The following is a 24,609-nucleotide window of genomic DNA, read 5'->3' on the forward strand; positions in this document are numbered from 1 at the left end:
AACCGGATTTCGTCCGTGCCTGCGTCATCCGGCCACTTTCGCAAATGTCTATTGCTGGATAAACTTCGATAGTTGTAGCTTTCTATCCGTCAACCGAAGGATTCCGCCCATGAGCAAGCAAATCATCCATACCGACGCAGCGCCCGCCGCCGTTGGCCCTTACTCGCAAGCGGTTGCCGTTACCGGCACCAAGACTGTCTACTTGTCGGGCCAGATCGGCCTGGAGCCGGGCACGGGCGATCTGGTCTCTGAAAACTTCGACGCGCAAGTGCGTCAGGCCTTCGCCAACATGCAGGCCGTAATCACCGAAGCCGGCGGCACGCTGGACAACGTCGTCAAGCTGACCTTGTTCCTGACCGACCTGGGCAAATTCACCGCCGCCAATTCCATCATGGCCGAGATCATTCCGCAGCCGTTCCCGGCCCGCTCGACGATTGGCGTGGCCAGCCTGCCCAAGGGCGCGCAGTTTGAAGTCGAAGCCATCATGGTTCTGTAAGGCGGCCCCGTACGCAGCATTCCGAGGTTCGTTTCTTGATGCCGGCCGCGGCCGTGGCTTCCAAGCGACCCGGCGCCGATAAGAACGGCGCCGGCAAACCGATGACGGATACCGAGCGCAAGCTTCGGAATCTGGGTCTGGTGCTGCCCGAGGACTTCGTGCTGCATCTGCCACTGCGCTACGAAGACGAGACCCGCGTTGTCCCCATCAGCGCCTTGCGGCCCGGTTATGCCGGGCAGGTCGAAGGCGAGATCACCAAGTCCGAGGTCCAGTACCGGCCTCGGCGCCAACTTACTGCCACGCTGGCGGACGAGACCGGCGAAATCCAATTGCGCTGGCTGAACTTCTACCCCAGCCAGCAAAAGCAGATCAGCGTGGGCAAGCGCCTGCGCGCCCGGGGCGAAGTGCGCAGCAACCTGTTCGGGCGCCAGATGGTGCACCCGCGCATGACCAATGCCGACGCGCCTTTGCCCACGGCCCTGACGCCTGTGTATCCCACCACCGAAGGCCTGCCGCAACTGACGTTGCGCCGCGCCATCGCCCAGGCGCTGGACCGCGCCGACCTGTCCGACACCTTGCCGCCCGAAGCGCTTGAACGCTACGACCTGCCGCCGTTCGAGCCCGCCATTCGTGCGCTGCACACCCCCGCGCAAGGCGAATCGGAACAGGCGCTGCTGGACCGCGTGCATCCCGCATGGCGCCGCATCAAGTTTGATGAATTACTAGCCCAGCAGTTGTCGCTGGCCGCCGCGCGCGCCGCCCGTCGCATCAAGGAAGCGGAATCGCTGCCCGTGCGCAATGAGCCGGGTGGCCTGGTCGCCAAGCTGTACGCGAATTTGCCGTTCAAATTGACCGCCGCACAAGAACGCGTCGTGCAGGAAATCTCGGCCGACCTGGCCAAGCCCTATCCCATGCACCGTTTGCTGCAAGGCGATGTGGGTAGCGGTAAAACCGTGGTCGCCGCCATTGCCGCCGCGCAGGCCATCGCGGGCGGGGCGCAGGTTGCGCTGATGGCCCCCACAGAAATCCTGGCCGAGCAGCACTTTCACAAGCTGGTGTCGTGGTTGCAGCCGCTGGGCGTGAACGTCGCGTGGCTTAGTGGCAGCTTGACCGCCAAGGCGCGCCGCGAGGCCGCCGCTGCTGCGGCTGACGGCAGCGTGCAACTGGTCGTCGGCACCCAGGCCATTATTCAAGACCACGTTGAATTTCATCGACTGGGTCTATCTATTGTTGACGAGCAGCACCGCTTTGGCGTGGGGCAGCGCCTTGCGCTGACCAAGAAGGGCGAAACCGTGCGCGGCCGCATCGTGCCGCATCAGCTGAACATGAGCGCCACGCCCATTCCGCGCACGCTGGCCATGACGTTCTTTGCCGACCTTGACGTGTCCGTCATTGACGAACTTCCGCCCGGCCGCACGCCTGTGTTGACCAAGCTGGTGTCGGACGCGCGGCGCGAAGAAGTCATCGCCCACGTCGCCCAGGCGGCTCGCGGCGGCCAACAAGTGTATTGGGTATGTCCGTTGGTCGAAGAAAGCGAAGCGCTGGAATTGCAAACGGCGGTGGACACCTACGAAGGCATGCGGGTCGACCTTCCCGATTTGCGCATCGGCCTGGTTCACGGCCGCTTGCCGCAAGCGGAAAAGGCCGCCGTCATGCAGGCATTTCGCGAAGGCGAAGTGGACCTGCTTGTCGCCACCACCGTCATCGAAGTGGGTGTGGACGTGCCCAACGCCTCGCTGATGGTCATTGAACACGCCGAACGATTCGGGCTGGCGCAGTTGCACCAGCTGCGCGGGCGGGTAGGGCGCGGTACCGCTGAATCGGTTTGTGTGCTGCTGTACCAGACCCCGTTGTCCCAGGTTGCGCGCGAACGCCTGCGTGCCATGTTTGAAACGTCGGACGGCTTCGAGATTGCCCGGCGCGACCTGGAACAGCGCGGCCCTGGCGAGTTCCTGGGTACGCGCCAATCGGGCATGGCGCTGCTGCGCTTTGCCGACCTGGAAACCGATGCCTCTATCGCGGAAGACGCGCGCGATGCCGCGGTGTGGTTGCGCGCCGAACATCCCGCCGCCGTCCAGGCGCACCTGGCCCGCTGGATGCGCGGCCGCGAAGACTTCCTGCGGACCTGATGCGATGCGGCCCGTCCTACACCTGACTCATTCAAGCGCCGGCCCCAAGGCCCGCGCGTAACTTCCGGGGGCGCAGTCCACCATGACTCTCACCGAACTCAAGTACATCGTCGCCGTCGCGCGTGAACGCCATTTCGGGCGGGCGGCCGAAGCCTGTTTCGTCAGCCAGCCCACGCTGTCGGTCGCGATACGCAAGCTGGAAGACGAGCTGGGCGTGACGCTGTTCGAGCGCGGTGGCGCCGAGGTCGGTGTTACCCCCATCGGCCAACGCATCGTCGCGCAAGCCCAGAAGGTGCTGGAAGAAAGCGCCAGCATCAAAGAGATCGCGCGGCAAGGCCACGACCCGCTGGCCGGGCCGTTGCGCGTCGGCGTGATTCATACCATCGGCCCGTACTTGCTGCCCAAGCTCGTCCCCGTGCAAATCGGCCGCACGCCGCAGATGCCATTGCTGCTGCAAGAGAACTTCACCGTGCGTCTGGTGGAACTGCTGCGCCAGGGCGAAATCGACTGCGCCATCATGGCGCTGCCGCTGCCCGAGGCGGGCTTGGTGATGCAGCCGTTGTACGACGAACCCTTCATCGTCGCGGTACCCAATGACCACGAACTGGCGCAAAGAAAATCCATCGATGCGCAGGACCTGAAGCAGCAGACGATGTTGCTGCTGGGCAGCGGTCACTGCTTTCGTGACCAGGTGCTGGAGGTCTGTCCCGAACTGTCGCGGTTCTCGGCGGCCAGCGATGGCATCCAGCGCACCTTCGAGGGCTCATCGCTGGAGACGATCCGCCACATGGTGGCCGCAGGCATCGGCGTGACCGTGTTGCCGATCACCGCCGTCCCCGAGCATCCGCCCAGCAACAGCCTGCTGCGCTATCTTCCGTTCGACGGCCACGTGCCCGAGCGCCGCGTCGTCCTGGCGTGGCGCCGCAGCTTCCCACGCCTGGCCGCCATCGAAGCCTTGGCGCAAGCGGTGTACGAGTGCGAGTTGCCGGGCGTGAAGATGCTGTCTGACGAGGCGGCGGCGGTGCAGGACTGATCTTTTGCCTGGCGCCGTGCCCGCGTCGCCGCCTTACCGCCTTACCGCCGTAGCGCCGTAGCGCCGTAGCGCCGTCCGCGGCCCCTTGCGGCACATTTGCGCAGGGTCAAAGCGGCGGCCCGCAAGCCCTTGTTTTATGCGGATTCCCCGCCATTTCATCATCTTTGCAGTGGTATCCTTCTTTCGTACTTTTCCCAATAGGAGCTAGCAATGGCCAAGTCCCCCAAGAAGACCCCGAGCGTTCCGCGCATCAACATCGGCATTTCGGACAAGGACCGCGCGGCCGTCGCCGGCGAATTGTCCAAGCTGCTGGCCGACTCGTACACGCTGTACCTGATGACGCACAACTTCCACTGGAACGTCACGGGGCCCATGTTCAACACCCTGCACCAGATGTTCATGACGCAGTACACGGAAGAGTGGACCGCGCTGGACAGCATCGCGGAACGCATCCGCGCCCTGGGCCACTACGCGCCGGGCACGTACCGCGAATATTCCAAGCTGTCGTCGATTGCCGAACCTGAATCGGTGCCGGAAGCGCTGGAAATGGTCCGCCTTTTGGTTAGCGGCAATGAGTCGGTCGCCAAGACGGCACGTTCGGCTTTTGAGAAGGCCGATGCGGCTAACGACCAGCCCACGGCTGATCTGCTGACGCAGCGTCTGGATGTGCATGAAAAGAATGCATGGATGCTGCGGAGCTTGCTGCAGTAAGCTCCACATCGGATCTCTTGGGGATTTGATCGGACGGACATAGCCGTCCAGCAAGTCTGACAAAAGCCGAATCGGGACCACAAACGGCCGCCTACTGGCGGCCGTGTTCATTCTGTGCCGTTTTGTTACGTGGCTTTCCCGCGAACCACCTACGTCTATCTATCAAGGCAAGTTCAAAATATCCCACACGCCGGCACCGGCGGGATTCTCTTCGCCGGCGTCGGGATCCTCCAGGACGCCCGGCGTCTCAGCGCCCCAAAAATCTTCAACCCCTGCGGCCATTCCTCCAGCCCGCTTTCCGCGTTGATATGCCCCGCACCCGAAAGCACCACGACCCGGCTACCCCAATCCTCGGCAAACTTGCGCGCGCGTTCCAATCGGCAGTAGGGGTCGTCGTCGCTGGCCACGACCACGCTTTGAAAGGGCAGGGGTTGGCGGGGGATAGGTGCGAAGGCGCGCAGGCAGGCGGGGGCGTCGGGGCGTTCGACGTCGGCCGGGGCGACCAGCAGCGCGCCGGCGACTTTGGCGCGCAGGGGGATGGGCAGGGAGGCGCTGATCAGGCAGCCCAGGCTGTGCGCGACCAGCAGGACGGGGCTGCGCGCGCGGTCGACTTCGGCGGCCAGCGTGGACACCCATTCGGCGGGCGACGGGTTTTCCCAGTCGCGTTGTTCGATGCGCACGGCATGGGGCAGCGTGGCTGCCCAGCGGGATTGCCAGTGCTCGGGTCCGGAGTTTTTCCATCCGGGGACGATGATCGGTTGGAGTCTCATGGCGGCCATCTTGCCGCGCGGCGCTTGTAACTCAAACGAATAAATCGTCTTTTGCATATACCGCACCGGGTATAAGGCCAGGCCAGGCCGGAATGCGGCCTGCCTGTCCGACGTAGCCCTACCGGAAGGCAGCCCTTTCTATCAAACGTTGCCCGGGCTGAAGCAGGCGCCGCGTATCGAAGAAGGCTTTGCACGATGCGGCACCACCGCGCCCGGACCCCGCCGGAAGTCGGGCCGGATGGGCATAAAACCCGCATTTTTTCGGTGTATGCTTGCCGTGCAAAAGCACCGTGGCGGGGCGTGAACTTATTGGTATCCGGCGTCCGCCCGCTACGAAAACCAATGATTAAAGCGATTAAAGGAGTCCACTCATGAAGCCAGTATTTCGTCTGACCCCGGTCATCGCGGCGCTGGGAGTCGCCGCTGGCCTGACGTTTGCCGCGGGAGCGCACGCGCAAACCATCAAGATCGGCGTGGTCGGCCCCACCACGGGCGCCGTTACGCAATATGGCGACATGGTCCGCGAAGGGGTGGATACCGCCATTGAACGCATCAACGCCGCGGGCGGCGTCAACGGCAAGAAGCTGGAAGCCGTGGTGATCGACGACGGCTGCGAGCCCAAGCAAGGCCCGGTTGCCGCGAACCGCGTCGTGAACAGCAAGATCGGTTTCGTGGTGGGCCACGTGTGCTCGGGCGCGACCATCGCTGCCGCTGATATCTATAACAACGAAGGCGTGGTCATGGTGACGCCGTCGGCCACGGCGCCTGCGGTCACCGACGGCAAGAACTACGAGTTCATCTTCCGCACCATCGGCCGCGATGACCAGCAAGGTCCCGCCGCCGCCAAGTTCGTGCTGGAAAAGATCAAGCCGAAGAAGGCCGCCGTGCTGCACGACAAGCAGTCGTATGGCCAGGGCATCGCCACCGCCGTCAAGAACGACCTGGAAAAGGGCGGCGTGCCCGTCGCGATTTTCGAAGGCGTCAATGCCGGCGACAGCGACTACTCGGCCGTCATCACCAAGCTCAAGGCCCAAGGCGTGGACTTCGTCTACTACGGCGGCTACCACCCCGAAATGGGCCTGTTGCTGCGCCAGGCCGCCGAGCAAGGCGTGAAGGCCAAGTGGATGGGTCCGGAAGGCGCGGGCAACCCGGACATCAACGCCATTGCCGGCGATGCCGTCGAAGGCATGTTGCTGACCCTGCCGGCCGACTTTACCCAGAACGCCGCCAACGCAGACATCGTCAAGGCGTTTGAAGCCAAGAAGCGCAACGCGGGTGGCGCGTTCCAGATGACGGCTTACACGGCCACCCAGGTCATTGCCGACGGCATCAAGGGCGCCGGTAGCGACGACCCGACCAAGGTTGCCAAGTACCTGCACGCCAATTCCTTCGACACGCCGATCGGCAAGGTGTCGTGGAACAAGCAGGGCGACCTGACGAACTTCCAGTTCGAGGTGTTCACCTGGCACAAGGACGGTTCCAAGACCGTCTATAAGTAATACCCGGCAAGTAATACCGGGAAGTCATGCGCGGGCGGGCGCAAGCCCGCCGCTGCATAAGAAAACGGACCGCAAGCCATAAAAGGTGTGCGGTCCGTTTTTTTATTGCCGGGCAGGCGGGGGAACGCGGCGGCCGAATGGCCGGCCGGGGGCGCGCCCCGATAGGCTTACAGCCCCTGTACGCGGCGACCGGTGTCGGCTTCGAACCAGTGCAGCGGGTGGCGGCCGTCCGGGCCGACGTTGACGCGGTTGCCCACCTTGGCGGACGACTCCGACAATTGGCGCGTCGTGCAGCGCACGACCAGCGTGGTCTTGCCGCAGCGGCAGTGCACCAGCTGTTCCGAACCCAGCGTCTCGACCATTTCGACTTCGGCCGGCACGCCTTGCGTGTTCAGCAGCATGTGCTCCGGACGCATGCCCATGATGATCTTGCGGCCGCGTACTTGCGAGGGCACTTGCAGCGGCGAGATTTCCAGCGGCGTGCCGTCGGCCGTCTGCACGGTACCGTCGCCTGCCACCTGTACTTCCATCAAGTTCATCGGGGGCGAGCCGATGAAGCCAGCCACGAACGTCGAGGCGGGCTTTTCGAACACTTCCATCGGCGTGCCGATCTGCTCGGGCACGCCTTGGTACATGACGATCATGCGGTGCGCCAAGGTCATGGCTTCGACCTGATCGTGCGTCACGTACAGGCTGGTCGTGCCCAGGCGGCGGTGCAGCTTCATGATTTCAAGGCGCATCGCCACGCGCAGCTTGGCATCCAGGTTCGACAACGGTTCGTCAAACAGGAACACCTTGGGTTCACGCACGATGGCGCGGCCCATGGCCACGCGTTGGCGCTGGCCGCCGGACAGCGCGCGCGGGCGGCGGTCCAGCAGGTGGCCCAGTTCAAGAATCTGCGCGGCGATGTCCACGCGCTTTTTGATCTCGTCCTTGGAGAACTTGCGGATCTTCAAGCCATAGGCCATGTTTTCAAACACGGTCATGTGCGGGTAGAGCGCGTAGTTCTGGAACACCATCGCGATGTCGCGTTCGGCGGGTTCCAGGTTGTTGACGACCTTGTCGTCGATGACGATGTCGCCGCTGGTCACGGTTTCGAGGCCGGCCACCATGCGCATCAGCGTGGATTTGCCGCAGCCGGACGGGCCGACGATGACGATGAATTCGCCGTCTTTGACATCCATGTCGATGCCATGGATGACCGGCACATTACCGGCATAGGTTTTCTTGACGTTACGGAAGCTGAGAGTAGCCATGTTTATTCGTGTTCGGAGTCGTGTTCGGGTAGGCGAGGGCGGGCAAGCGTCACTTTTCAGTGTCGACCAGACCCTTGACGAACCATTTCTGCATCAGGATGACGACGAGCGCCGGCGGAATCATGGCCAGCATGGCGGTGGCCATGGTGATGTTCCATTCGGTCACGCTGTCGCCGCCGCTGATCATCCGCTTGATGCCGATGACGACGGGGTACATGTCTTCCTGCGTGGTGATGAGCAGCGGCCACAAGTATTGGTTCCAGCCGTAGATGAACTGGATCACGAAGAGGGCGGCGATGCTGGTCTTGGACAGCGGCAGCAGGACGTCGAAGAAGAACCGCACGGGGCCCGCGCCGTCGATGCGCGCGGCTTCGATGAGCTCGTCCGGCACCGTCAGGAAGAACTGGCGGAACAGGAAAGTGGCGGTGGCCGAGGCGATCAGCGGCAACGTCAGACCGGCGTAGCTATTGAGCAGCCCCAGGTCTGCCACCACTTTGTAGGTGGGCGCGATCCGGACTTCGACGGGCAGCATCAGCGTGACGAAGATCATCCAGAAAAAGAACATGCGGCCGGGGAAGCGGAAGTACACGACCGCGAAAGCCGACAGCAGCGAGATCGCGATCTTGCCGATGGAAATCGACAACGCCATGATCAGGCTGACGTACATCATGCGGCCGACGGGCGCGCCCGACGAACCGCCGGACGAGCCGCCGAACAGCGCCTGCATGTAGTTATCGACAAAGTGCGGGCCGGGAATCAGCGACATCGGCGCTTGCGCCACTTCCTGAGCAGTCTGCGTGGACGCGACGAAAGTGATGTAAAGCGGAAATGCCACCATCGCCACGCCGCAGAGCAGAATGAAGTGGGCCAGAATATCCAGCCAGGGACGGCGTTCAACCATTGTTATTAGCCTCGAACAAAATCAATACTGCACTTTGCGGTCGACGTAGCGGAACTGTACGACCGTCAAGGCAACCACAATGAACATCAAGATGACCGACTGGGCAGCGGACGAACCCAGGTCCAGGCCACGGAAACCGTCGCTGTACACCTTGTAGACCAGGATCGAGGTCGACGTGCCGGGACCGCCTTGCGTCGTGGTGTCCACAACGGCGAAGGTGTCGAAGAAGGCATAGATGATGTTGACCACCAGCAGGAAGAACGTGGTGGGCGACAGCAGCGGGAACACGATGCTCCAGAAGCGGCGCGCCGGGCTGGCGCCGTCGATCGCGGCGGCTTCGATGAGCGAGCGCGGAATCGATTGCAGGCCTGCCAGGAAGAACAGGAAGTTGTACGAGATCTGCTTCCAGACGGCGGCGACAAGCACCAGCATCATGGCCTGGTTGCCGTCCAGGCGCGGGTTCCAGTCCACGCCGGACTTGCGCAGCGCGACAGCCAGAATGCCCACGGAAGGCGAAAACATGAACAGCCACAGCACGCCGACCACGGCGGGCGCCACGGCGTAAGGCCAGATCAGAAGGGTCTTGTAGAGCCCCGCGCCGCGGATCACGCGGTCGGCCATGACGGCCAGCAGCAAGGACACGCCCAGACCGACAACGGCCACCAGCACCGAGAACACGGCGGTGACACGGAAGGAATCAAGGTAGGCCTGTTGCGAGAACAGTTCCATGAAGTTGTCGAGGCCGACGAACTCGGACGACAAACCGAAGGCGTCTTCCAACCGCATGGACTGCCACATGGCTTGTCCGGCGGGCAGGAAAAAGAAGACCACGGTAATGATCAGCTGCGGCAGAAGCAGCAGATAGGGCAGGGTCTTATGCCCGAATACAACGCGTTTTTCCATAGGGGGTACCCAAGGTACAGAAAAGCGGCGGTTGGATTAACCGCCGCTTGAAACCGCTTTCATAAAAATACGATAGGCTTAAAGCCCTAAAAAAACCAGGGCTTTAAGCCTTGCGCTCGTATCCGGATTGGCCGTTAAGTCATTGTCACGCTTGAGAAATGCGCGAAGGCAATCGACTGACGGAATCCCGGAAAGGGCGCTACTTTACACTCTTCTCGAACTTTTCCAGCAACTCGTTGCCGCGCTTGACGATGTTCTCGGCGCCGTCCTTGGCCGCAACCTTGCCGGACACGATGCGTTCGATTTCAGCGTCTTCGATTTCGCGGATCTGCGGCAGGAAGCCCAGGCGCAAACCACGCGATTGCGCGGTGGTTTCAACGTTCAGCTGCTTGACGCCAACTTCGGTACCCGGGTTCTTTTCATAGAAGCCGTCTTTCTTGGTCAGTTCGTAGGCGGCCTTGGTGACCGGCACGTAGCCGGTCTGCTGGTGCCAGCGAGCGGCGATTTCCGGGCTGGCCAGGAACTTGAAGAACGCGGTCACGCCCTTGTAGGTTTCCGGCTTCTTGTTGGCGAAGACCCACAGCGAAGCGCCGCCGATGATGGTGTTCTGCGGGGCGCCTTGCACGTCGGCGTAGTAGGGCACGGTGGAAGTGCCGAATTCGAACTTGGCGTTCTTGGCGATGTTGGCGCGCAGGCCCGACGAACCGGTGATCATGGCGCACTTGCCGCTGATGAACAGCGAGTTCGGCTCGTCGCCGCGACCGCCGTACATGAAGATGCCTTCCTTGCCCAGCTTGGCCAGGTTTTCCAGATGGCGCACGTGCAGCGGGGTGTTGATCGCGATGCGGGCGTCCAGGCCACCGAAACCGTTGTCCTTGGTGGCGTACGGCACGTTATGCCAGGCCGAGAACGTTTCCAGTTGAACCCACGACGGCCACGACGTGGTGTAGCCACATTCCTGGCCGGCGGCCTTGAGCTTCTGACCGGCGGCGGCCAGCTCTTCCCAGGTCTTGGGCGGCTTGTCGGCGTCCAGGCCGGCCTTCTTGAAGGCGTCCTTGTTGTAGTAGAAGACAACCGTCGAGCTGTTGAAGGGCATCGACACCAGCTTGCCGTCGGCCGACGAGTAGTAGCCGGCCACGGCGCCGATGAATTCCTTCGGATCGATCGGGTTGCCGACTTCTTCCGACATCTGTTGGACCGGCTTGATGGCGCCCTTGGCGTACATCATCGTGGCGGTGCCGACTTCGAACACTTGGAGGATGTCCGGCGCATTGCCGGCGCGGAACGCGGCGATGCCGGCATTCATGGATTCGCCGTAGTTGCCCTTGTAGATCGCCTTGACCTGGTAGTCAGGGTTCTTCTTGTTGAACTCGTCAACCAGACCGTTGACGCGGTCGCCCAGGGCGCCTTCCATCGAGTGCCAGAACTGGATCTCGGTGGCGGCATGCGCGGACGCGCCCGCGAACGCAGCCATGACGGCGGCGAAGGTTAAAGCAATACGGTGTGATCGCATGGTGAAGTTCCTCCTGATGGGCGTGTTGTGACCGGGTAGTCCGGACACGGAAAACACGACACCTTATGAATTGTTTGTGACAAAACCGTGACTTTCACATCACTCCAAACGCCTGTCAAATTGCGCGTTTCAGGCGCGAACGAACATTTTCTTTTTTTTCCCCAACGTAGTTGACCGATTACAATGCTGCGCTATGAAAAACGAACTTTCGATTGCGTTCATTGGCGGCGGCAATATGGCGGCCGCTTTGGCCTCCGGTCTTGCCGGCAAAGTATGCCCCGCCGGGAACATCCATGTCATTGACATTAATAAGGATAGCCACGCGGCGTGGCAGGCGCGCGGCATGACCACCTCGGTGGCTCCCGACGAGGCCCTGGCGCGGTGCGTCGTTTGGGTGTTCGCGGTCAAGCCACAGAACATGAAAGATGTTGTGGCTTCCACACGTCAGTGGCTTCGGGACGACACCTTGGTGGTAAGCGTTGCCGCTGGCATTCGCGCCGACACGCTGGCCGGCTGGCTCGGCACGCCCGACGCGCCGTTCAAGCGGCTGGTGCGCTGCATGCCCAATACGCCCGCGCTGGTGGGCGCCGGCATGACGGGCCTGGCCGCGCTGGACGGCGTGGGTGAGGCCGACCGCGAACTGGCTGCGCAGTTGCTGTCCAGCGTGGGGCAGGTGGTGTGGGTGGCCGACGACGCCGCGCTGGACGGCGTGACCGCGTTGTCGGGCAGCGGGCCGGCCTATGTGTTCCTGTTCCTGGAAGCCCTGGTGTCCGGCGGCTTGAAAGTCGGTCTGACCGAAGCGCAAGCCAAGCAGTTGGCCTTGGGCACGCTGGCCGGCGCTACCAAGCTTGCGGCGGAATCTGACGAACCCTTGTCCGTGCTGCGCGAGCGCGTTACGTCCAAGGGCGGCACCACGGCGGCGGCGCTGGCGGCATTCGGCGCGGCGGGGTTTACCGGCATCGTTGAAGACGCCATGGCCGCCGCGGCCCGCCGGTCGGGCGAGCTGGCAGAGGAATTTGGGAAATGATCAAGGCAAGCCGGGGCTTTCCCGCCATGAGCCGCACGCAATTCGGCATCGCCGTGTTGTGCATGCTGCTGGTGGTGGTGGGCTCCAACATTCTGGTGCAGGTGCCGCTAAACGATTGGTTGACGTGGGGCGGGCTGTCGTACCCCATCGCCTTCCTGGTGACCGACGTACTGAACCGCCGTTTTGGCCCGGGCGCCGCGCGGCGCGTGGTCTGGTTCGGCTTTGCGGCCGCGTTGGTGGTGTCGTTCTGGGTGGCCTCGCCGCGCATTGCGCTGGCGTCCGGCCTGGCTTACATCTGCGCGCAGCTGGTTGACATCCAGGTGTTTGACCGCTTGCGCGACCAACGCTGGTGGCGCGCGCCGCTGGTGTCGGGCGTGTTGGGCGCCATTCTGGATACGGTGGTGTTCTTCAGCGTGGCGTTCGCCGCCACGGGGGCGCCCTGGACGACCTGGCTGATGGGCGATCTGGCCATCAAGCTGGTGGTCAATATCAGCATGTTGGCGCCGTTCCGTGCGCTGATGTGGAACCTGGCCCGGCCGGCCAACGCCTGAAGGTAACGGGCCGGATCGCAACGTCGGTTCGCAGTGCCAAAAAAAGGGCGTATGGACAGCGGTTTCTCCGCTTGCCATACGCGCTTTTTTATTAACCGGATAATCATTATTCGTAAGTCCGGCGTAAGCAGTGTATTTAAATGCGAGACCCCGCCTGATTCGAACGCTGTATTAATGATTATTCATATATCGGTGAGCGGCAGCGGTGGCGCGAAGCAGACCCTGTCCCGCCTGTAAATTCCGTGATTTTCCCAGCGATTTCATGGGCTTGCAAAACTGATCCGTCACGATTAAACGTTTGGCGCTAAATATTGGGGATTACACGCAGTGACAGTATGGCGGCTTGCTTCCAGAATACCGCCCACACCGTGTTTTTGCCCAAGAAGCCGGCGACGCGCGATACGGATTGCGGGGTATCCACCCGACTAACCGTTTCGATCAGAGCCGCTCAAAACCTCGCTGGAGAACTCCGCATGAAGTTTCTGAATCGCCTTACCCCGGTTGCCATGGCGCTTGGGGCACTTGCCTTGGCTGGCGCCGCGCACGCCGCCGACACGATCAAGATTGGCATTCCCCAGCCTATGACCGGCCCCAACACCCAATACGGTGACCAGATCCAGGCCGGCGCCCTGACCGCCATTGAAACCATCAACGCCAAGGGCGGGGTCAAGGGCAAGAAGCTTGAACCCATCCTGATCGACGACGGTTGCGAACCCAAGCAGGCCGTTCCGGCCGCCAACCGCGTGGTCAACTCCGGCGCCAAGTTCGCCGTGGCCCACGCTTGCTCGGGCGTGACCGTGGCCGCCGTGAAGGTCTACGAGGAAGAGGGCATTGTCGGCATCACCCCGGGCGCCACGTCGCCGCTGGTTACCGACACCATCAAGCCGCATTTCTTCTTCCGCACGATCGGCCGCGACGACCAGCAAGGCCCGTACGCCGCCGCGTACATCGCCAAGACGCTGAAGCCGCAAAAGGTTGCCGTGCTGCACGACAAGCAGACGTACGGCTCGGGCGTGGCCACGCAAGTGAAGGACGCGCTGGCCAAGCAGAACGTCAACGTGGCGATGTTCGAAGGCATCAACGTTGGCGACAGCGATTACTCGGCCATCATCACGAAACTGAAGTCGGCGGGGGTGGACCTGGTCTACTTCGGCGGCTACCACCCCGAACTGGGCCTGCTGCTGCGCCAATCGCGGGAACAGGGCCTGAAGGTTCAGTTCATGGGTCCGGAAGGCACCGCCAACCAGGATCTGGTGGCGATTGCCGGCCCGGCCATCGAGGGCCTCTTGGTCACGCTGCCGGCTGACTTCACCAAGCTGCCCGGCAACGAAAGCATCGTCAAGGCCTTCAAGGACGCCAAGCGCGATCCGGACGGCGCCTTCCAGATGCCCGCGTACGCCGCCGTGCAGATCCTGGCCGACAGCATCAACGCCGTGGGCGAAGATCCCGCCAAGGTCGCGGACTACATGCACAAGACCACGTTCAATACCGGCATCGGCAAGGTCGAATACGACGCCAAGGGCGATTTGAAGAACTTCGAATTCGCCGTCTACAAGTGGGACAAGGACGGAAAGAAGACCCAGCTGTAAACTCGCGATCCCGCCGGCACGGTGCCGGCGTGTAGGGCCTGTCGTCTTCGTTGTGCCGTAATCCGCGTAGCGATGCGCCAAAAGCGCTGTGCGGCCGGCAAGCGGTGACCACAGGCCCTTATAAAATACGCCCAGGTTTCCGGCTCCGGGTCTTCTCACCGGGGCCGGAACCATTTGGAGCAAGAGAATAATGTCTGACCTCATACCCCAACTTACCCAGCAATTCTTCAACGGATTGTCTCTGGGCGCGATCTACGCGTTGATCGCCATCGGCTACACAATGGTCTACGGCATCATCGGTATGATCAACTTCGCCCACGGCGAAATCTATATGATCGGCGCCTATGTCGGCCTGGTCACCTTGACGTCCATCGGCACCAATAGCGGGCTGCCGGTGCCGTTCATCATTGCCGCCATGCTGCTTGTGGCCATTACCGTGACCGGCATCTACGGCTTCTCGGTCGAACGCGTGGCGTACCGCCCCGTACGAGGCAGCCCCCGCCTGGTGGCGCTGATCTCGGCAATCGGGATGTCGATCTTCTTGCAGAACTGGGTGGCCCTGGGCCAAGGTGCGCGCGACATGGCCGTGCCCTCGCTGGTATCCGGCGCCGTGCAGTTCCACATGGGATCCGACTTCGACGTGACGGTGCCGTATTCGCGCATCATGATCATCGTCGTGACGGTGGTGCTGATGATCGGCCTGACGCTGTTCATCAAGTATTCGCGCATGGGCCGCGCGTCGCGCGCCTGCTCGCAAGACATGCACATGGCCAACCTGCTGGGCATCGACACCAACCGCGTGATCTCGTTCACGTTCGTGATGGGCGCGATCCTGGCGGCGGTGGGCGGTGTGCTGATCGCCATCACCATCGGCAAGCTCAACCCGTTCATCGGCTTTCTGGCCGGCATCAAGGCCTTTACGGCGGCGGTGCTGGGCGGCATCGGCAGCATCCCCGGCGCGATGCTGGGCGGCGTGCTGCTGGGCCTGGCCGAGACCTTCGCGGCTGCCTATATCTCGTCACAGTACAAGGACATCGTGGCGTTTTCGCTGCTGGTCCTGATTCTGTTGTTCCGTCCCACCGGGCTGTTGGGCAAACCTGAGGTGGAAAAAGTCTGATGTCCAAAAACAATATTAAAAACGCCACGATGGCGGCCGTGCTGACGGCGGTCATCGTGACTCCGGTGTTTGGCCTGCAACTGATTCGTCAGGGTGCGCGCACGTCGATGGAATCGCACTGGGGCCTGGTGGCCCTTGCCGCGGCCGTGGTGTTTGTGTTCCAGATGCTGCGCCCGTGGATCGCCATTCCGTTCCAGAAGCTCAAGACGGGCCTGCCGACACTGCCGTCGGCGCCCGCCAAGAGCCACAAGGGGCTGGCGCTGTTGCTGCTTGCCATCGCGGTCATCTGGCCATTCTTCGCGGGACGCAGCTCGGTCGACATCGCGACCCTGGTGCTGATCTACGTGATGTTGGGCCTGGGCCTGAACATCGTGGTGGGCTTTGCGGGGCTGCTGGATCTGGGCTTCGTGGGCTTTTATGCCGTGGGCGCGTACACCTACGCCTTGCTGTATCACTGGGGCGGCTGGAGCTTCTGGGAAGCGCTGCCGTTCTCGGGCGCGATGGCGGCCTTGTTCGGCTTCGTGCTGGGCTTTCCGGTGCTGCGGTTGCGGGGCGATTACCTGGCCATCGTGACGCTGGGTTTCGGTGAAATGATCCGGCTGCTGCTCATCAACCTGAACACGCTGACCGGCGGCCCGGACGGCATTTCCGGCATTCCGAAGCCCACGGTGTTCGGCTTGGAAATGACGCGTCGCGCCAGCACCGAAGGCGGCACCACGTTCCACGACTTTTTCGGCCTGACGTTCCAGAACCAGCACATGGTCATCTATCTGTACATGATGGCGTTGCTGCTGGCCCTGATTACGTTGTTCGTTTCCACGCGTTTGATCCGCATGCCGGTCGGACGCGCCTGGGAAGCGCTGCGCGAAGACGAGATCGCGTGCCGCTCGCTGGGGCTCAACCCCACGCGCATCAAGCTGTCTGCCTTCACGCTGGGCGCGACGTTCGCCGGTTTTGGCGGGGCGTTTTTTGCCGCTCGCCAGGGCATGGTGAACCCGGAATCCTTCACCTTCATCGAATCCGCGTTGATCCTGGCCATTGTGGTGCTGGGCGGCATGGGCTCGCAGGTGGGTGTGATTCTGGCGGCCATCCTGCTGACCGTGCTGCCCGAGCTGGCGCGCGAGTTCGCCGAGTACCGGATGCTGATGTTCGGCTTGGTGATGGTGTTGATGATGATGTGGCGTCCGCAGGGGTTGTTGCCCATGAAGCGTCCCCACGTGGAGCTGTCTAAATGAGCGAGGCATTGCTGAAAGTATCCGGGCTCACCATGCGGTTCGGCGGCCTGTTGGCCGTGGACAGCGTGGGGTTTGAAGTCCAATCCGACGAGGTCTTCGCCATCATCGGCCCCAACGGGGCCGGCAAGACCACGGTGTTCAACTGCGTGGGCGGCTTCTATGCGCCCACGGCCGGCGACATCATCATGGACGGGAAGCCGATCACCGGTTTGCCCAGCCACAAGGTGGCGCGCCATGGCCTGGTGCGCACGTTTCAGAACGTGCGCCTGTTCAAGCAGCTGACCGTGCTGGAAAACCTGCTGGTGGCACAGCACACGCAGGTGGAATCGCGGCTGCTGCCGGGCTTGTTGAAGCTCAAGGGCTATCGACAGTCGGAAGCCGAAGCGCTGTCGCGCGCGGCGCAGTGGCTGGACTTCATGGGTTTGCGCGAATTCGCCAACCGCGAAGCGGGCAACCTGGCCTATGGCCACCAGCGCCGTCTGGAAATCGCGCGCTGCATGATCACCAAGCCACGTCTGTTGATGCTGGATGAACCGGCAGCCGGCCTGAACCCACAGGAAAAGCGCGATCTGCAATCGCTGATTGACCAGTTGCGCCGCGAGTTCGGCGTGGCGGTGCTGCTGATCGAGCACGACATGAGCCTGATCATGGGCATTTCCGACCGTATCCTGGTCATGGAACACGGTAAGCCGATCACCACCGGCACCCCCGAGCAGGTGCGCAACGACGAGCGCGTCATCAAAGCGTACCTGGGGGAGGAATGATGCTTAAGCTGGAAAACATACACACCTTTTACGGGGCCATCCAGGCGTTGAACGGCGTGTCGGTAGAGGTCAACAAGGGCGAAATCGTCACCTTGATCGGCGCTAACGGCGCCGGCAAGACGACGCTGTTGATGACGGTCTGCGGCAACCCGCGCGCGCGTGAAGGCAAGATCACGTTCGAAGGCGAGGACATCACCCACAAGGACACGCACCACATCATGCGCAATGGCATCGCCATTTCGCCTGAAGGCCGGCGCGTGTTCAAGGACCTGACCGTTGCTGAAAACCTGATGATGGGCGGCTTTTTTTCCAAGCGCGCTGAAATCGAAGAGGGCATCGATCACGTCTACGGCCTGTTCCCGCGTTTGAAAGAGCGTTCGGCCCAGCGCGCCGGGCTGATGTCGGGCGGCGAGCAGCAGATGCTGGCGATCGGCCGCGCCTTGATGACGCGCCCGCGCCTGCTGCTGCTGGACGAGCCCACGCTGGGGCTCGCGCCGCTGGTGATTGCGCAGATTTTCGACATCATCCGCGAAATCCGCGAGCAGGGCGTGACGGTATTCCTGGTGGAGCAGAACGCGAACAAGGCGCTGGGCGTGGCCGATCGCGGTTATGTGCTTGAAAACGGCCGCGTCGTGTTGCAAGACACGGGCGCCAATTTGCTGGTCAACGATCAAGTCCGCAAGGCGTACCTGGGCGGATAAGAACCGCGTTGACACATTCCCCGCGAAGGGAAATTCGGGCGCATCGAAAGATGCGCTTTTTTTTCCGCCCGTTCCGGTCAGGCCGCGATCAGCTGCTTGGCCAGATCCGCTTCATAGTGCGCGATGGCGGCGCGGGCCAAGGCGTCGATGGAGTCCGTCAGCGTCACGCCCAGACTGGCGCGCAGCGCGTGCGGCACGGCCAGCGGCAGTTCAGTGCAGCCCAGCACCACGGCGTCGGCGCCGCGCGCTTTCAGGCGGGCGATGCATTCCGCGGCGGGCGCGAACGCGTCTTCCAGGCGGTTGCCTTTGACGGCGCGAATCGAACCCATGCAATAGCGTTCGACCTCGTCGTCATCCGGCACGATGCACTCGTAGCCTTGCGCCAGCAGGTGCTTCTGGTACAGGCCCAGCTTCAACGTAGCAGCCGTGCCCATCAGCCCGATACGCCCGCCCGGCAAGCCCAGGCGGCGCAGGTCGTCGATCACGGCCTGGATGATGTGCAGCACCGGTACGCCGGTGGCGGCCGCGATGTCGTGGTACCAGAGATGCGCCGTGTTGCAGGGGATGGCGATCAGTTGGGCGCCCGCCTGTTCCAGAAAGCGCACGCCTTCGATCATATGGGGCAGGGGGCTTTCGCCGCCGGCCATGTAGGCGCTGGACCGGTCGGGAATGCGGGGATCGTTGCGCAGCAGCGTGGGGATGTGCTGCTGGTCAATCGCGGCGGGCGTCAGCGCCGCCAGGCGTAGGGCAAAGGCCGCGCCGGCCATGGGACCCATACCGCCCAATACACCCAGGTAGCACCCCTGGGAAAACGTCTTCACTTTATACACTCCGGGCTAAGGCATCACCGGGCGTCAAAACCTGGCCCGGGCGTTGCGTGGTGGTCCGTTCCCCATCCCACACCTGGCGGCCATTGACCCACACCGCGTGGATGCCCTGGCTTGCCTGAATGGGAGCTGAAAACGTGGCCACATCCGTTACCGTGGCAGGATCGAACAGCACCAGGTCAGCATGATACCCCTGGCGCAGCAGACCGCGTTCGGCGATGCCATATTGGTCAGCCGCCAGACCGGTCATCTTGTGGATGGCGGCTTCCAGCGACAGCAGCTGCTGTTCGCGCACCATCGTGCGCAGCACATTGGTAAAGGTGCCCCATTGGCGGGGGTGCGGGTGCGGATCGAACGGCAGGCCGTCCGAACCGACCATCGTCAGCGGATGCGCAAAAATGCGGTTGACGTCGGCGGGGTCCATCAAAAAGTAGATGGCGCCAGCGGGAGCCAGGCGCGCCACGGCGGCCTCGTCGTCTAGGCCCAGCTCTTGCATGACGTCGCTGAAGTCGCGGCCCGTGGCGTCGGGGTAGCCTTTGGACCACGTGATCATCGTGCGGCTGGCCAGCCGCGCGCGGTCCAGGCGCAGCATCGTGGACGTGGCGGGGTAGGGATGGCAGTCCAGGCAAACGGGCTGATTGGCGGCGGCGCGGTTGATCAGGTCCAGCGTTTCGCGCGTGCGGCCATGGTTGCGTTCGCCGGCCAGCTTGTGGTGCGAGAAGACCACGCGGCAGTCCAGTTCACGGCCGATCAGCAGCGCTTCTTGCATGGCGGGCACGATATGGTCGGCCTCGTCGCGCAGGTGGGTGGCGTACAGGCCGCGCCGGCCCGCATTATGCGCGGGAAGCAAAGGCCGGCACACGTCGATGATTTCGTCGGTGGGCGCGGCGCTGGCGGGCGGATAGAACGTTCCCGTCGACACGCCGAAGGCGCCCGCGTCCAGCGCTTCTTGCAGCAGCGCCCGCATGGCGGCGCGCTCAGCGTCGTCGGCGGGGCGCGACGTGTCGTCCATGACGGCCACGCGCAAGGTGGTGTGGCCCACCAGCGCAATGACGTTCACGGCGGCGGGCGTGTCGCGCAAGGCGTCCATCCACGCGCGAAACGTACCAAAGCGGAACAGCTCGGGCGGCCCCAGCAGGTCCAGCGGCTGGGGAATGCTGTCGCATTCCAACGGCGCCAGGCTGATGCCGCAGTTGCCGGTCACCACCGTGGTGATGCCCTGCGACACCTTGGGCAGCATGTCGGGGTGCGCCAGCAGGTAGCCGTCATCGTGGGTGTGGGAATCGATGAAGCCGGGCGCCAGCACCTGGCCCCGGCCATCGATGACCGGCACCCCCGCAGGGTGGGCAAAGCTGCCCACGGCCACGATGCGTTCGCCCAGCACGGCCACGTCGCCCTGGCGGGCGGGCGCGCCCGAACCGTCGATAAGCGTGGCGCCGGCCACGATGAAGTCTGCCTGCAAGGTGTGCTGCGTCATGAAGGCTTAGTCCAGTTTCTCGATGCCGGCAGTGTCGATGATCTTCTGCCACTTGGCGGTTTCACGGTCGATCAACTGCTTGAACTCTTCCGGCGAGCCCGTTGCCGGTTCGGCGCCCAGCGTGGCCAGGCCGGTGCGAACGTCGGGTGCGGCCAGGGCTTTCTGGATGGCGGCGTTCAGCTTGGTAACGACGTCGGCCGGCGTACCCTTGGGCGCCACCACGCCGCCCCAGGCCACCGTTTCATAGCCCTTCAGGCCGGATTCGTCCAGCGTGGGCACATCAGGCATCAGCGCCAGGCGCTTCAGGCTGCTGACGCCGATGGCTCGCACCTTGCCGCTCTTGACCAGCGGTGCGGCTTCGGACGTGTTGACGAACAGGTAGTCCAGGCGACCGCCCAGCAAGTCCTGAATGGCGGCGGGGCCGCCGTTGTACGGGATGAACATGACGTCCAGCTTGGCCATGCTCTTGAACAGTTCGCCGCCCATGTGGCCGGTGGTGCCCACGCCCGACGCGCCATACGACAAGCGGCCCGGTTCCTTGCGCGCGCGGTCGATCAGGTCTTGCACGCTTTTGACGGGCGATTCGGCCGGCACGATCAGCGCGTTGTACAGGTCGAACATATGCGCGACCGGCGTCAGGTCCTGGTCGACGTCGTAGGGCAGGCGCTTGAACAGCGAGCGGTTAACCGCCAGCGTGTTGATGTTGCCGTAGCCCACCGTGTAGCCGTCCGGGGCGGCGCGCTTGACCAGCGCAATGCCGATGTTGCCGGCCGCGCCGGGACGGTTTTCGATCACCATCGTGGCGCCGGTGTCCTTGGCGATCTGGGTGGTGATCAGGCGCGACAGCACATCGGGCGAACCGCCGGCGGCGGACGGCACGACGAACGTGATGGGCTTGTCGGGATAGCCGTTGGCGGCCGATGCGGTGGCCACCAGTGTGGCGCTGACGGCCAGCGCGCAAAGGCTGCGGATAAATTGACGATGCATGGTGGTATTCCCCTTGTTTTGTTGTGGTGACGGGCGCAGATTACACCCGCGTTGCGGCGCTGCATCATCGAAAAATGTGGCAATCCTATAATCCGCCGTTATCGATAAGGGGAAGAAAAAATGGTTGCGGACGGCTATGCGGACGAGGTCGGACCCAGCGCGGGGCGGCCGTTGAACCTGCGTCAGATCGAGGTCTTCCGGGCGATCATGATGGCCGGCTCGATCAGCGGCGCGGGCCGCATGCTGCATGTGTCGCAGCCGGCCGTCAGCCGCGTGCTGGCGCTGACGGAAAGCCGGCTGGGCTATCGCTTGTTTGAACGCGTCAAGAGCCGCTTGTCGCCCACGGCTGAAGCGCGGCGGCTGTATGCGGAAGTAGAGCAGGTGTATGGCGGCATCCAGCGCGTGAACGACCTTGCCGCCAGCCTGGGTCAATCCGGCGCGGGCATGTTGAAGATCGTGGCCAGCGCCAGCTTTGGGCAGCGGCTGATTCCGATGGCGCTTGAGCGCTTTCGCGGCCGTAATGCGGACGCCCGGGTGGACTACCGCAGCGTGACGTTCGACGAACTGGCGGCGTACTTTTTGTCGGGCCAGGCGGACATCGGCATTTCCATGCAGCCGCCCGATCATCCCAATTTGACGTCGGTGCGGCTGGCGCGTGTTCCCGTGGTGTGCGTGATGCCCGCCGCGCACCCGCTGGCCAGCCACAACGTGGTGCATCCCGAGGATTTTTCATCCGCCGCGTGGATCGGCTATCCGCGCGACACGCCGCTGGGCCGAGCGCTGGTCACTTTTTTTGGCGCAGGGCCACGCCATGCCGCCGCCATAGAAGTGCATTCGCCGGTGACGGCGTGTTCGTTCGTACAGCAGGGGTTGGGGCCGGCGCTGGTGGACGCGTGGTGCGTATCGCCCGAGCAGTCCGCGCACATGGTGCTGCGGCCGATCGCGCCCGAGGCCAGCGTTGAAATCTGGGCCACGCATTCGAACCTGAGCGCGCCGCCGCTGCTGGCGCGCAGGTTTTTGGCGGCGGTGAAAAAAACGCTGGAGCTGGAAAGCGCCGCCGACACGCAGTGAATGCGTCCGTTGTCGGCGGGTTCAAAGCAAGCGCGGAGTGTTTCCGGCGCGGTGCGGGGCTCGCAGGGCGCGGTACGCAGGACGCCGGACGCAGGACGCCGGACGCAGGACCGCGGACTTGAGATTACGCCAGCCCTTCGGCCTTCAATGCGGCCTGGACGCCCTTGTCGGCTTCCATGCGCTTTTCAAACGCCGCCAGATTGTCCTGGCCGGCCAGGTCGATTTCCTTGGCGCGCGCCCAGCGCAGCACCACGTACAGATAGGCATCGGCGATGGAAGGCGCGTCGCCCGCCAGATACGGCTTGCCGGCCAATTGTGCATCCAGCTGCGCGAACAGCTTGGTCAGCAGCTTGGACGCCGAGCCCGCCAGCTCTTTCTGCGCGGCTTCATCGCCCAGGAAGCGAGACGCGCCAAAGATCATCGAGAAGGTCTTGTGGATGTCGGAATTGATGAAGCCCAGCCAACGGCGGACATCGGCGCGCGAGCGCGCGCTGCCGTCGCCCAGCAACTTGGCCTGCGGGGCCTGCTCGGCGATGTATTCCAGGATGGCTACGTTCTGCGTAAGGGTCCAGTCACCGTCGCTCAATGCGGGCACGGCGCCCAGCGGATTCACCTTCAGAAAGTCGGGCCCCTTGAGCGCTTCGCGGCTCAATTGATGCGTTTCATAGGGCTTGCCCACCCACTCCAGAACAATATGGGAAGCGAGCGAACACGCGCCGGGCATGTAGTAAAGTTTCATGTGATCGGGTCTCCTGAACGAAAGAACGGGCGGGCCCCCGTCCTTGGGCGCTATGGTACGCCACCCCCGGCGCGCTTGGCGCCAACTTGTCATGCCACCCGCGCCCGCATTCCCACTCGTTGCCGCCGGAGATGTCCATGCAGTCACGCACCGCCGCAAGCTCGCGCGCGATTCCCTATTTTGCTTTCTCCACGTTGATACTGGCCGGCGCCATCTGGGCCGCAACGCCCGCTCGCGCCGCGCAGGAGCCCGCGTCGGTGCCGGCGAACGTGACGGCGGTTGTCGGTGGGCTGGATCATCCTTGGGCATTGGCTTTCCTGCCCGATGGCGGCGGCGTGCTGATCACCGAACGGCCCGGCAATCTGCGTCTGTTGCGCACGCCGGGCGGGTTGTCCAAGCCGCTGGCGGGCGTGCCCAACGTGGCGGCGCGCGGGCAGGGTGGTTTGCTGGACGTGGCGCTGTCGCCCGACTTCGCTAAGGATCGCTACGTGTACTTGTCGTATGCCGAGTCCGACGGTGATAAAAGCGGCACCGCCGTGGGCCGTGGCCGGCTGTCCGACGATGCGACCGCGCTGGAAGACTTCAAGGTGCTGTTCCGGCAGGCGCCCAAGCTATCCTCGGGTCTGCATTTTGGGTCGCGCCTGGTGTTTGACGGCAAAGGCCACCTGTTCATCTCGCTGGGCGAGAACAACCAGCGCCCCACGGCGCAGGACCTGGACAAGCTGCAAGGCAAGATCGTGCGCCTGACGCTGGATGGTTCGGTGCCCGACGACAACCCCTTCGTGGGCAAGACCGGGGCGCGGCCGGAAATCTGGTCGTATGGGCATCGCAACCCGCAGGGCATGGCGATGAACCCCTGGACCGGCGAGCTTTGGGTAAACGAACACGGCCCGCGCGGCGGCGATGAAATCAATGTGGTGCAGCCGGGCAAGAACTATGGCTGGCCGCTGGCGACTTACGGCATCAACTATTCGGGCCAGCCCATCCCCGAGGCCAAGGGCGAGACCGCGCCGGGCACCGAGCCGCCGCTGTTCTGGTGGGCCAAGTCACCCGCTATCAGCGGCATGGCGTTCTACAACGCCGACCGCTTTCCGGCCTGGAAGCATTCCGTCTTTATCGGCGCGCTGCGCAATCAGAATTTGATCCGCCTGACGCTGGACGGCAACCGCGTCGTGGGCCAGGAATGGCTGCTGGTGGATCGCAAGAGCCGCATACGTGACGTGCGGCAAGGGCCGGACGGTTATGTGTATGTGTTGACGGACGCATCGCCGGGGCAACTGCTGCGGATAGCGCCAGCGCAATCAGGAGGGTAA

Annotated in this window: 23 protein-coding genes; 14 read left to right on the forward strand and 9 right to left on the reverse strand. The window is 63.4% G+C overall.

Annotated elements, in window-relative coordinates; all coding sequences use genetic code 11:
- Positions 1–109 precede the first annotated feature (109 nt).
- The 4 genes from DVB37_RS12920 (at position 110) to DVB37_RS12935 (ending at position 4,369) form a co-directional block, all read left to right on the forward strand.
- On the forward strand, positions 110–496 hold the full coding sequence (locus DVB37_RS12920; protein ID WP_046804923.1) for a Rid family detoxifying hydrolase: 387 nt from the start codon (positions 110–112) through the stop codon (positions 494–496).
- Between the two features lie 38 nt (positions 497–534).
- Positions 535–2,625 (forward strand): ATP-dependent DNA helicase RecG, encoded by a 2,091-nt coding sequence (gene recG / locus DVB37_RS12925; RefSeq protein WP_046804922.1) that lies wholly within the window; start codon positions 535–537, stop codon positions 2,623–2,625.
- An 82-nt stretch (positions 2,626–2,707) separates the two neighbouring features.
- Positions 2,708–3,658, forward strand: coding sequence for a LysR substrate-binding domain-containing protein (locus DVB37_RS12930; RefSeq protein ID WP_046804921.1), 951 nt, complete (start codon positions 2,708–2,710; stop codon positions 3,656–3,658).
- 210 nt (positions 3,659–3,868) lie between these two features.
- Positions 3,869–4,369, forward strand: coding sequence for a Dps family protein (locus DVB37_RS12935; RefSeq protein WP_104143923.1), 501 nt, complete (start codon positions 3,869–3,871; stop codon positions 4,367–4,369).
- Between the two features lie 173 nt (positions 4,370–4,542).
- Here DVB37_RS12935 and DVB37_RS12940 read toward each other — a convergent pair whose 3' ends face one another.
- Positions 4,543–5,139 (reverse strand): alpha/beta hydrolase, encoded by a 597-nt coding sequence (locus tag DVB37_RS12940; protein ID WP_120157478.1) that lies wholly within the window; start codon positions 5,137–5,139, stop codon positions 4,543–4,545.
- 371 nt (positions 5,140–5,510) lie between these two features.
- On the opposite strand from DVB37_RS12940, the gene DVB37_RS12945 reads away from it, so the two are divergent.
- A complete protein-coding gene (locus DVB37_RS12945) occupies positions 5,511–6,638 on the forward strand; it encodes a branched-chain amino acid ABC transporter substrate-binding protein (protein WP_046806307.1) in 1,128 nt (375 codons plus the stop codon).
- Positions 6,639–6,805: 167 nt separating this feature from the next.
- Here DVB37_RS12945 and DVB37_RS12950 read toward each other — a convergent pair whose 3' ends face one another.
- The 4 genes from DVB37_RS12950 to ugpB all read right to left on the reverse strand — a co-directional run bounded on the left by DVB37_RS12950 (position 6,806) and on the right by ugpB (position 11,211).
- The gene (locus DVB37_RS12950; protein WP_046806306.1) at positions 6,806–7,894 is read right to left on the reverse strand and encodes a sn-glycerol-3-phosphate import ATP-binding protein UgpC; all 1,089 of its coding nucleotides are present in this window, start codon (positions 7,892–7,894) and stop codon (positions 6,806–6,808) included.
- Positions 7,895–7,943: 49 nt separating this feature from the next.
- Positions 7,944–8,795: a sn-glycerol-3-phosphate ABC transporter permease UgpE gene (gene ugpE, locus DVB37_RS12955; protein ID WP_046806305.1), complete on the reverse strand. Its 852-nt coding sequence runs from the start codon at positions 8,793–8,795 to the stop codon at positions 7,944–7,946.
- Between the two features lie 21 nt (positions 8,796–8,816).
- The gene (gene ugpA, locus DVB37_RS12960; protein WP_046806304.1) at positions 8,817–9,698 is read right to left on the reverse strand and encodes a sn-glycerol-3-phosphate ABC transporter permease UgpA; all 882 of its coding nucleotides are present in this window, start codon (positions 9,696–9,698) and stop codon (positions 8,817–8,819) included.
- A 199-nt stretch (positions 9,699–9,897) separates the two neighbouring features.
- Entirely contained in the window at positions 9,898–11,211 is a 1,314-nt protein-coding gene (gene ugpB, locus DVB37_RS12965) for a sn-glycerol-3-phosphate ABC transporter substrate-binding protein UgpB (protein ID WP_046806303.1), read from the reverse strand.
- A 193-nt stretch (positions 11,212–11,404) separates the two neighbouring features.
- On the opposite strand from ugpB, the gene proC reads away from it, so the two are divergent.
- From proC to DVB37_RS13000, 7 genes are all read left to right on the forward strand, one after another.
- Positions 11,405–12,238, forward strand: a complete 834-nt coding sequence (proC, locus tag DVB37_RS12970; RefSeq protein ID WP_120155457.1) for a pyrroline-5-carboxylate reductase — start codon at positions 11,405–11,407, stop codon at positions 12,236–12,238.
- Positions 12,235–12,789 carry a queuosine precursor transporter gene (locus DVB37_RS12975; protein ID WP_046806301.1) on the forward strand — a complete coding sequence of 185 codons (555 nt, stop codon included), beginning with the start codon at positions 12,235–12,237 and terminating at the stop codon, positions 12,787–12,789. The genes proC and DVB37_RS12975 overlap by 4 nt, the downstream gene beginning before the upstream one ends.
- A 473-nt stretch (positions 12,790–13,262) precedes the next feature.
- Positions 13,263–14,378: a high-affinity branched-chain amino acid ABC transporter substrate-binding protein gene (locus tag DVB37_RS12980; protein ID WP_046806300.1), complete on the forward strand. Its 1,116-nt coding sequence runs from the start codon at positions 13,263–13,265 to the stop codon at positions 14,376–14,378.
- Between the two features lie 190 nt (positions 14,379–14,568).
- A complete protein-coding gene (livH, locus tag DVB37_RS12985; RefSeq protein ID WP_050728699.1) occupies positions 14,569–15,495 on the forward strand; it encodes a high-affinity branched-chain amino acid ABC transporter permease LivH in 927 nt (308 codons plus the stop codon).
- Positions 15,495–16,730 carry a high-affinity branched-chain amino acid ABC transporter permease LivM gene (locus tag DVB37_RS12990; protein ID WP_162941207.1) on the forward strand — a complete coding sequence of 412 codons (1,236 nt, stop codon included), beginning with the start codon at positions 15,495–15,497 and terminating at the stop codon, positions 16,728–16,730. Before livH ends, DVB37_RS12990 begins: the two co-directional genes overlap by 1 nt.
- Complete coding sequence (gene livG / locus DVB37_RS12995; RefSeq protein WP_046806298.1) at positions 16,727–17,494, forward strand: high-affinity branched-chain amino acid ABC transporter ATP-binding protein LivG; 768 nt, start codon at positions 16,727–16,729, stop codon at positions 17,492–17,494. The genes DVB37_RS12990 and livG overlap by 4 nt, the downstream gene beginning before the upstream one ends.
- Positions 17,494–18,195 (forward strand): ABC transporter ATP-binding protein, encoded by a 702-nt coding sequence (locus tag DVB37_RS13000; RefSeq protein ID WP_046806297.1) that lies wholly within the window; start codon positions 17,494–17,496, stop codon positions 18,193–18,195. The genes livG and DVB37_RS13000 overlap by 1 nt, the downstream gene beginning before the upstream one ends.
- 77 nt (positions 18,196–18,272) lie before the next feature.
- On the opposite strand, the gene DVB37_RS13005 is transcribed toward DVB37_RS13000, so the two are convergent.
- Genes DVB37_RS13005 through DVB37_RS13015 form a run of 3 tightly spaced genes read right to left on the reverse strand, consistent with a single transcriptional unit; the run spans position 18,273 to position 21,486 of the window.
- Positions 18,273–18,962, reverse strand: coding sequence for an aspartate/glutamate racemase family protein (locus tag DVB37_RS13005; protein WP_371683139.1), 690 nt, complete (start codon positions 18,960–18,962; stop codon positions 18,273–18,275).
- A gap of 55 nt (positions 18,963–19,017) precedes the next feature.
- On the reverse strand, positions 19,018–20,499 hold the full coding sequence (locus DVB37_RS13010) for an amidohydrolase family protein (protein ID WP_120155460.1): 1,482 nt from the start codon (positions 20,497–20,499) through the stop codon (positions 19,018–19,020).
- A gap of 6 nt (positions 20,500–20,505) precedes the next feature.
- Positions 20,506–21,486 carry a tripartite tricarboxylate transporter substrate binding protein gene (locus tag DVB37_RS13015; protein WP_120155464.1) on the reverse strand — a complete coding sequence of 327 codons (981 nt, stop codon included), beginning with the start codon at positions 21,484–21,486 and terminating at the stop codon, positions 20,506–20,508.
- Between the two features lie 120 nt (positions 21,487–21,606).
- Here DVB37_RS13015 and DVB37_RS13020 point away from each other — a divergent pair, with 120 nt between their 5' ends.
- Positions 21,607–22,557 (forward strand): LysR family transcriptional regulator, encoded by a 951-nt coding sequence (locus DVB37_RS13020; RefSeq protein WP_120155466.1) that lies wholly within the window; start codon positions 21,607–21,609, stop codon positions 22,555–22,557.
- Positions 22,558–22,681: 124 nt separating this feature from the next.
- Here DVB37_RS13020 and DVB37_RS13025 read toward each other — a convergent pair whose 3' ends face one another.
- On the reverse strand, positions 22,682–23,296 hold the full coding sequence (locus DVB37_RS13025) for a glutathione S-transferase family protein (protein ID WP_104143932.1): 615 nt from the start codon (positions 23,294–23,296) through the stop codon (positions 22,682–22,684).
- Between the two features lie 137 nt (positions 23,297–23,433).
- Here DVB37_RS13025 and DVB37_RS13030 point away from each other — a divergent pair, with 137 nt between their 5' ends.
- Complete coding sequence (locus DVB37_RS13030; protein ID WP_120155469.1) at positions 23,434–24,609, forward strand: PQQ-dependent sugar dehydrogenase; 1,176 nt, start codon at positions 23,434–23,436, stop codon at positions 24,607–24,609.

Origin of the sequence: Achromobacter sp. B7 (assembly GCF_003600685.1) — a bacterium.
GTDB lineage: Bacteria > Pseudomonadota > Gammaproteobacteria > Burkholderiales > Burkholderiaceae_B > Achromobacter > Achromobacter spanius_B.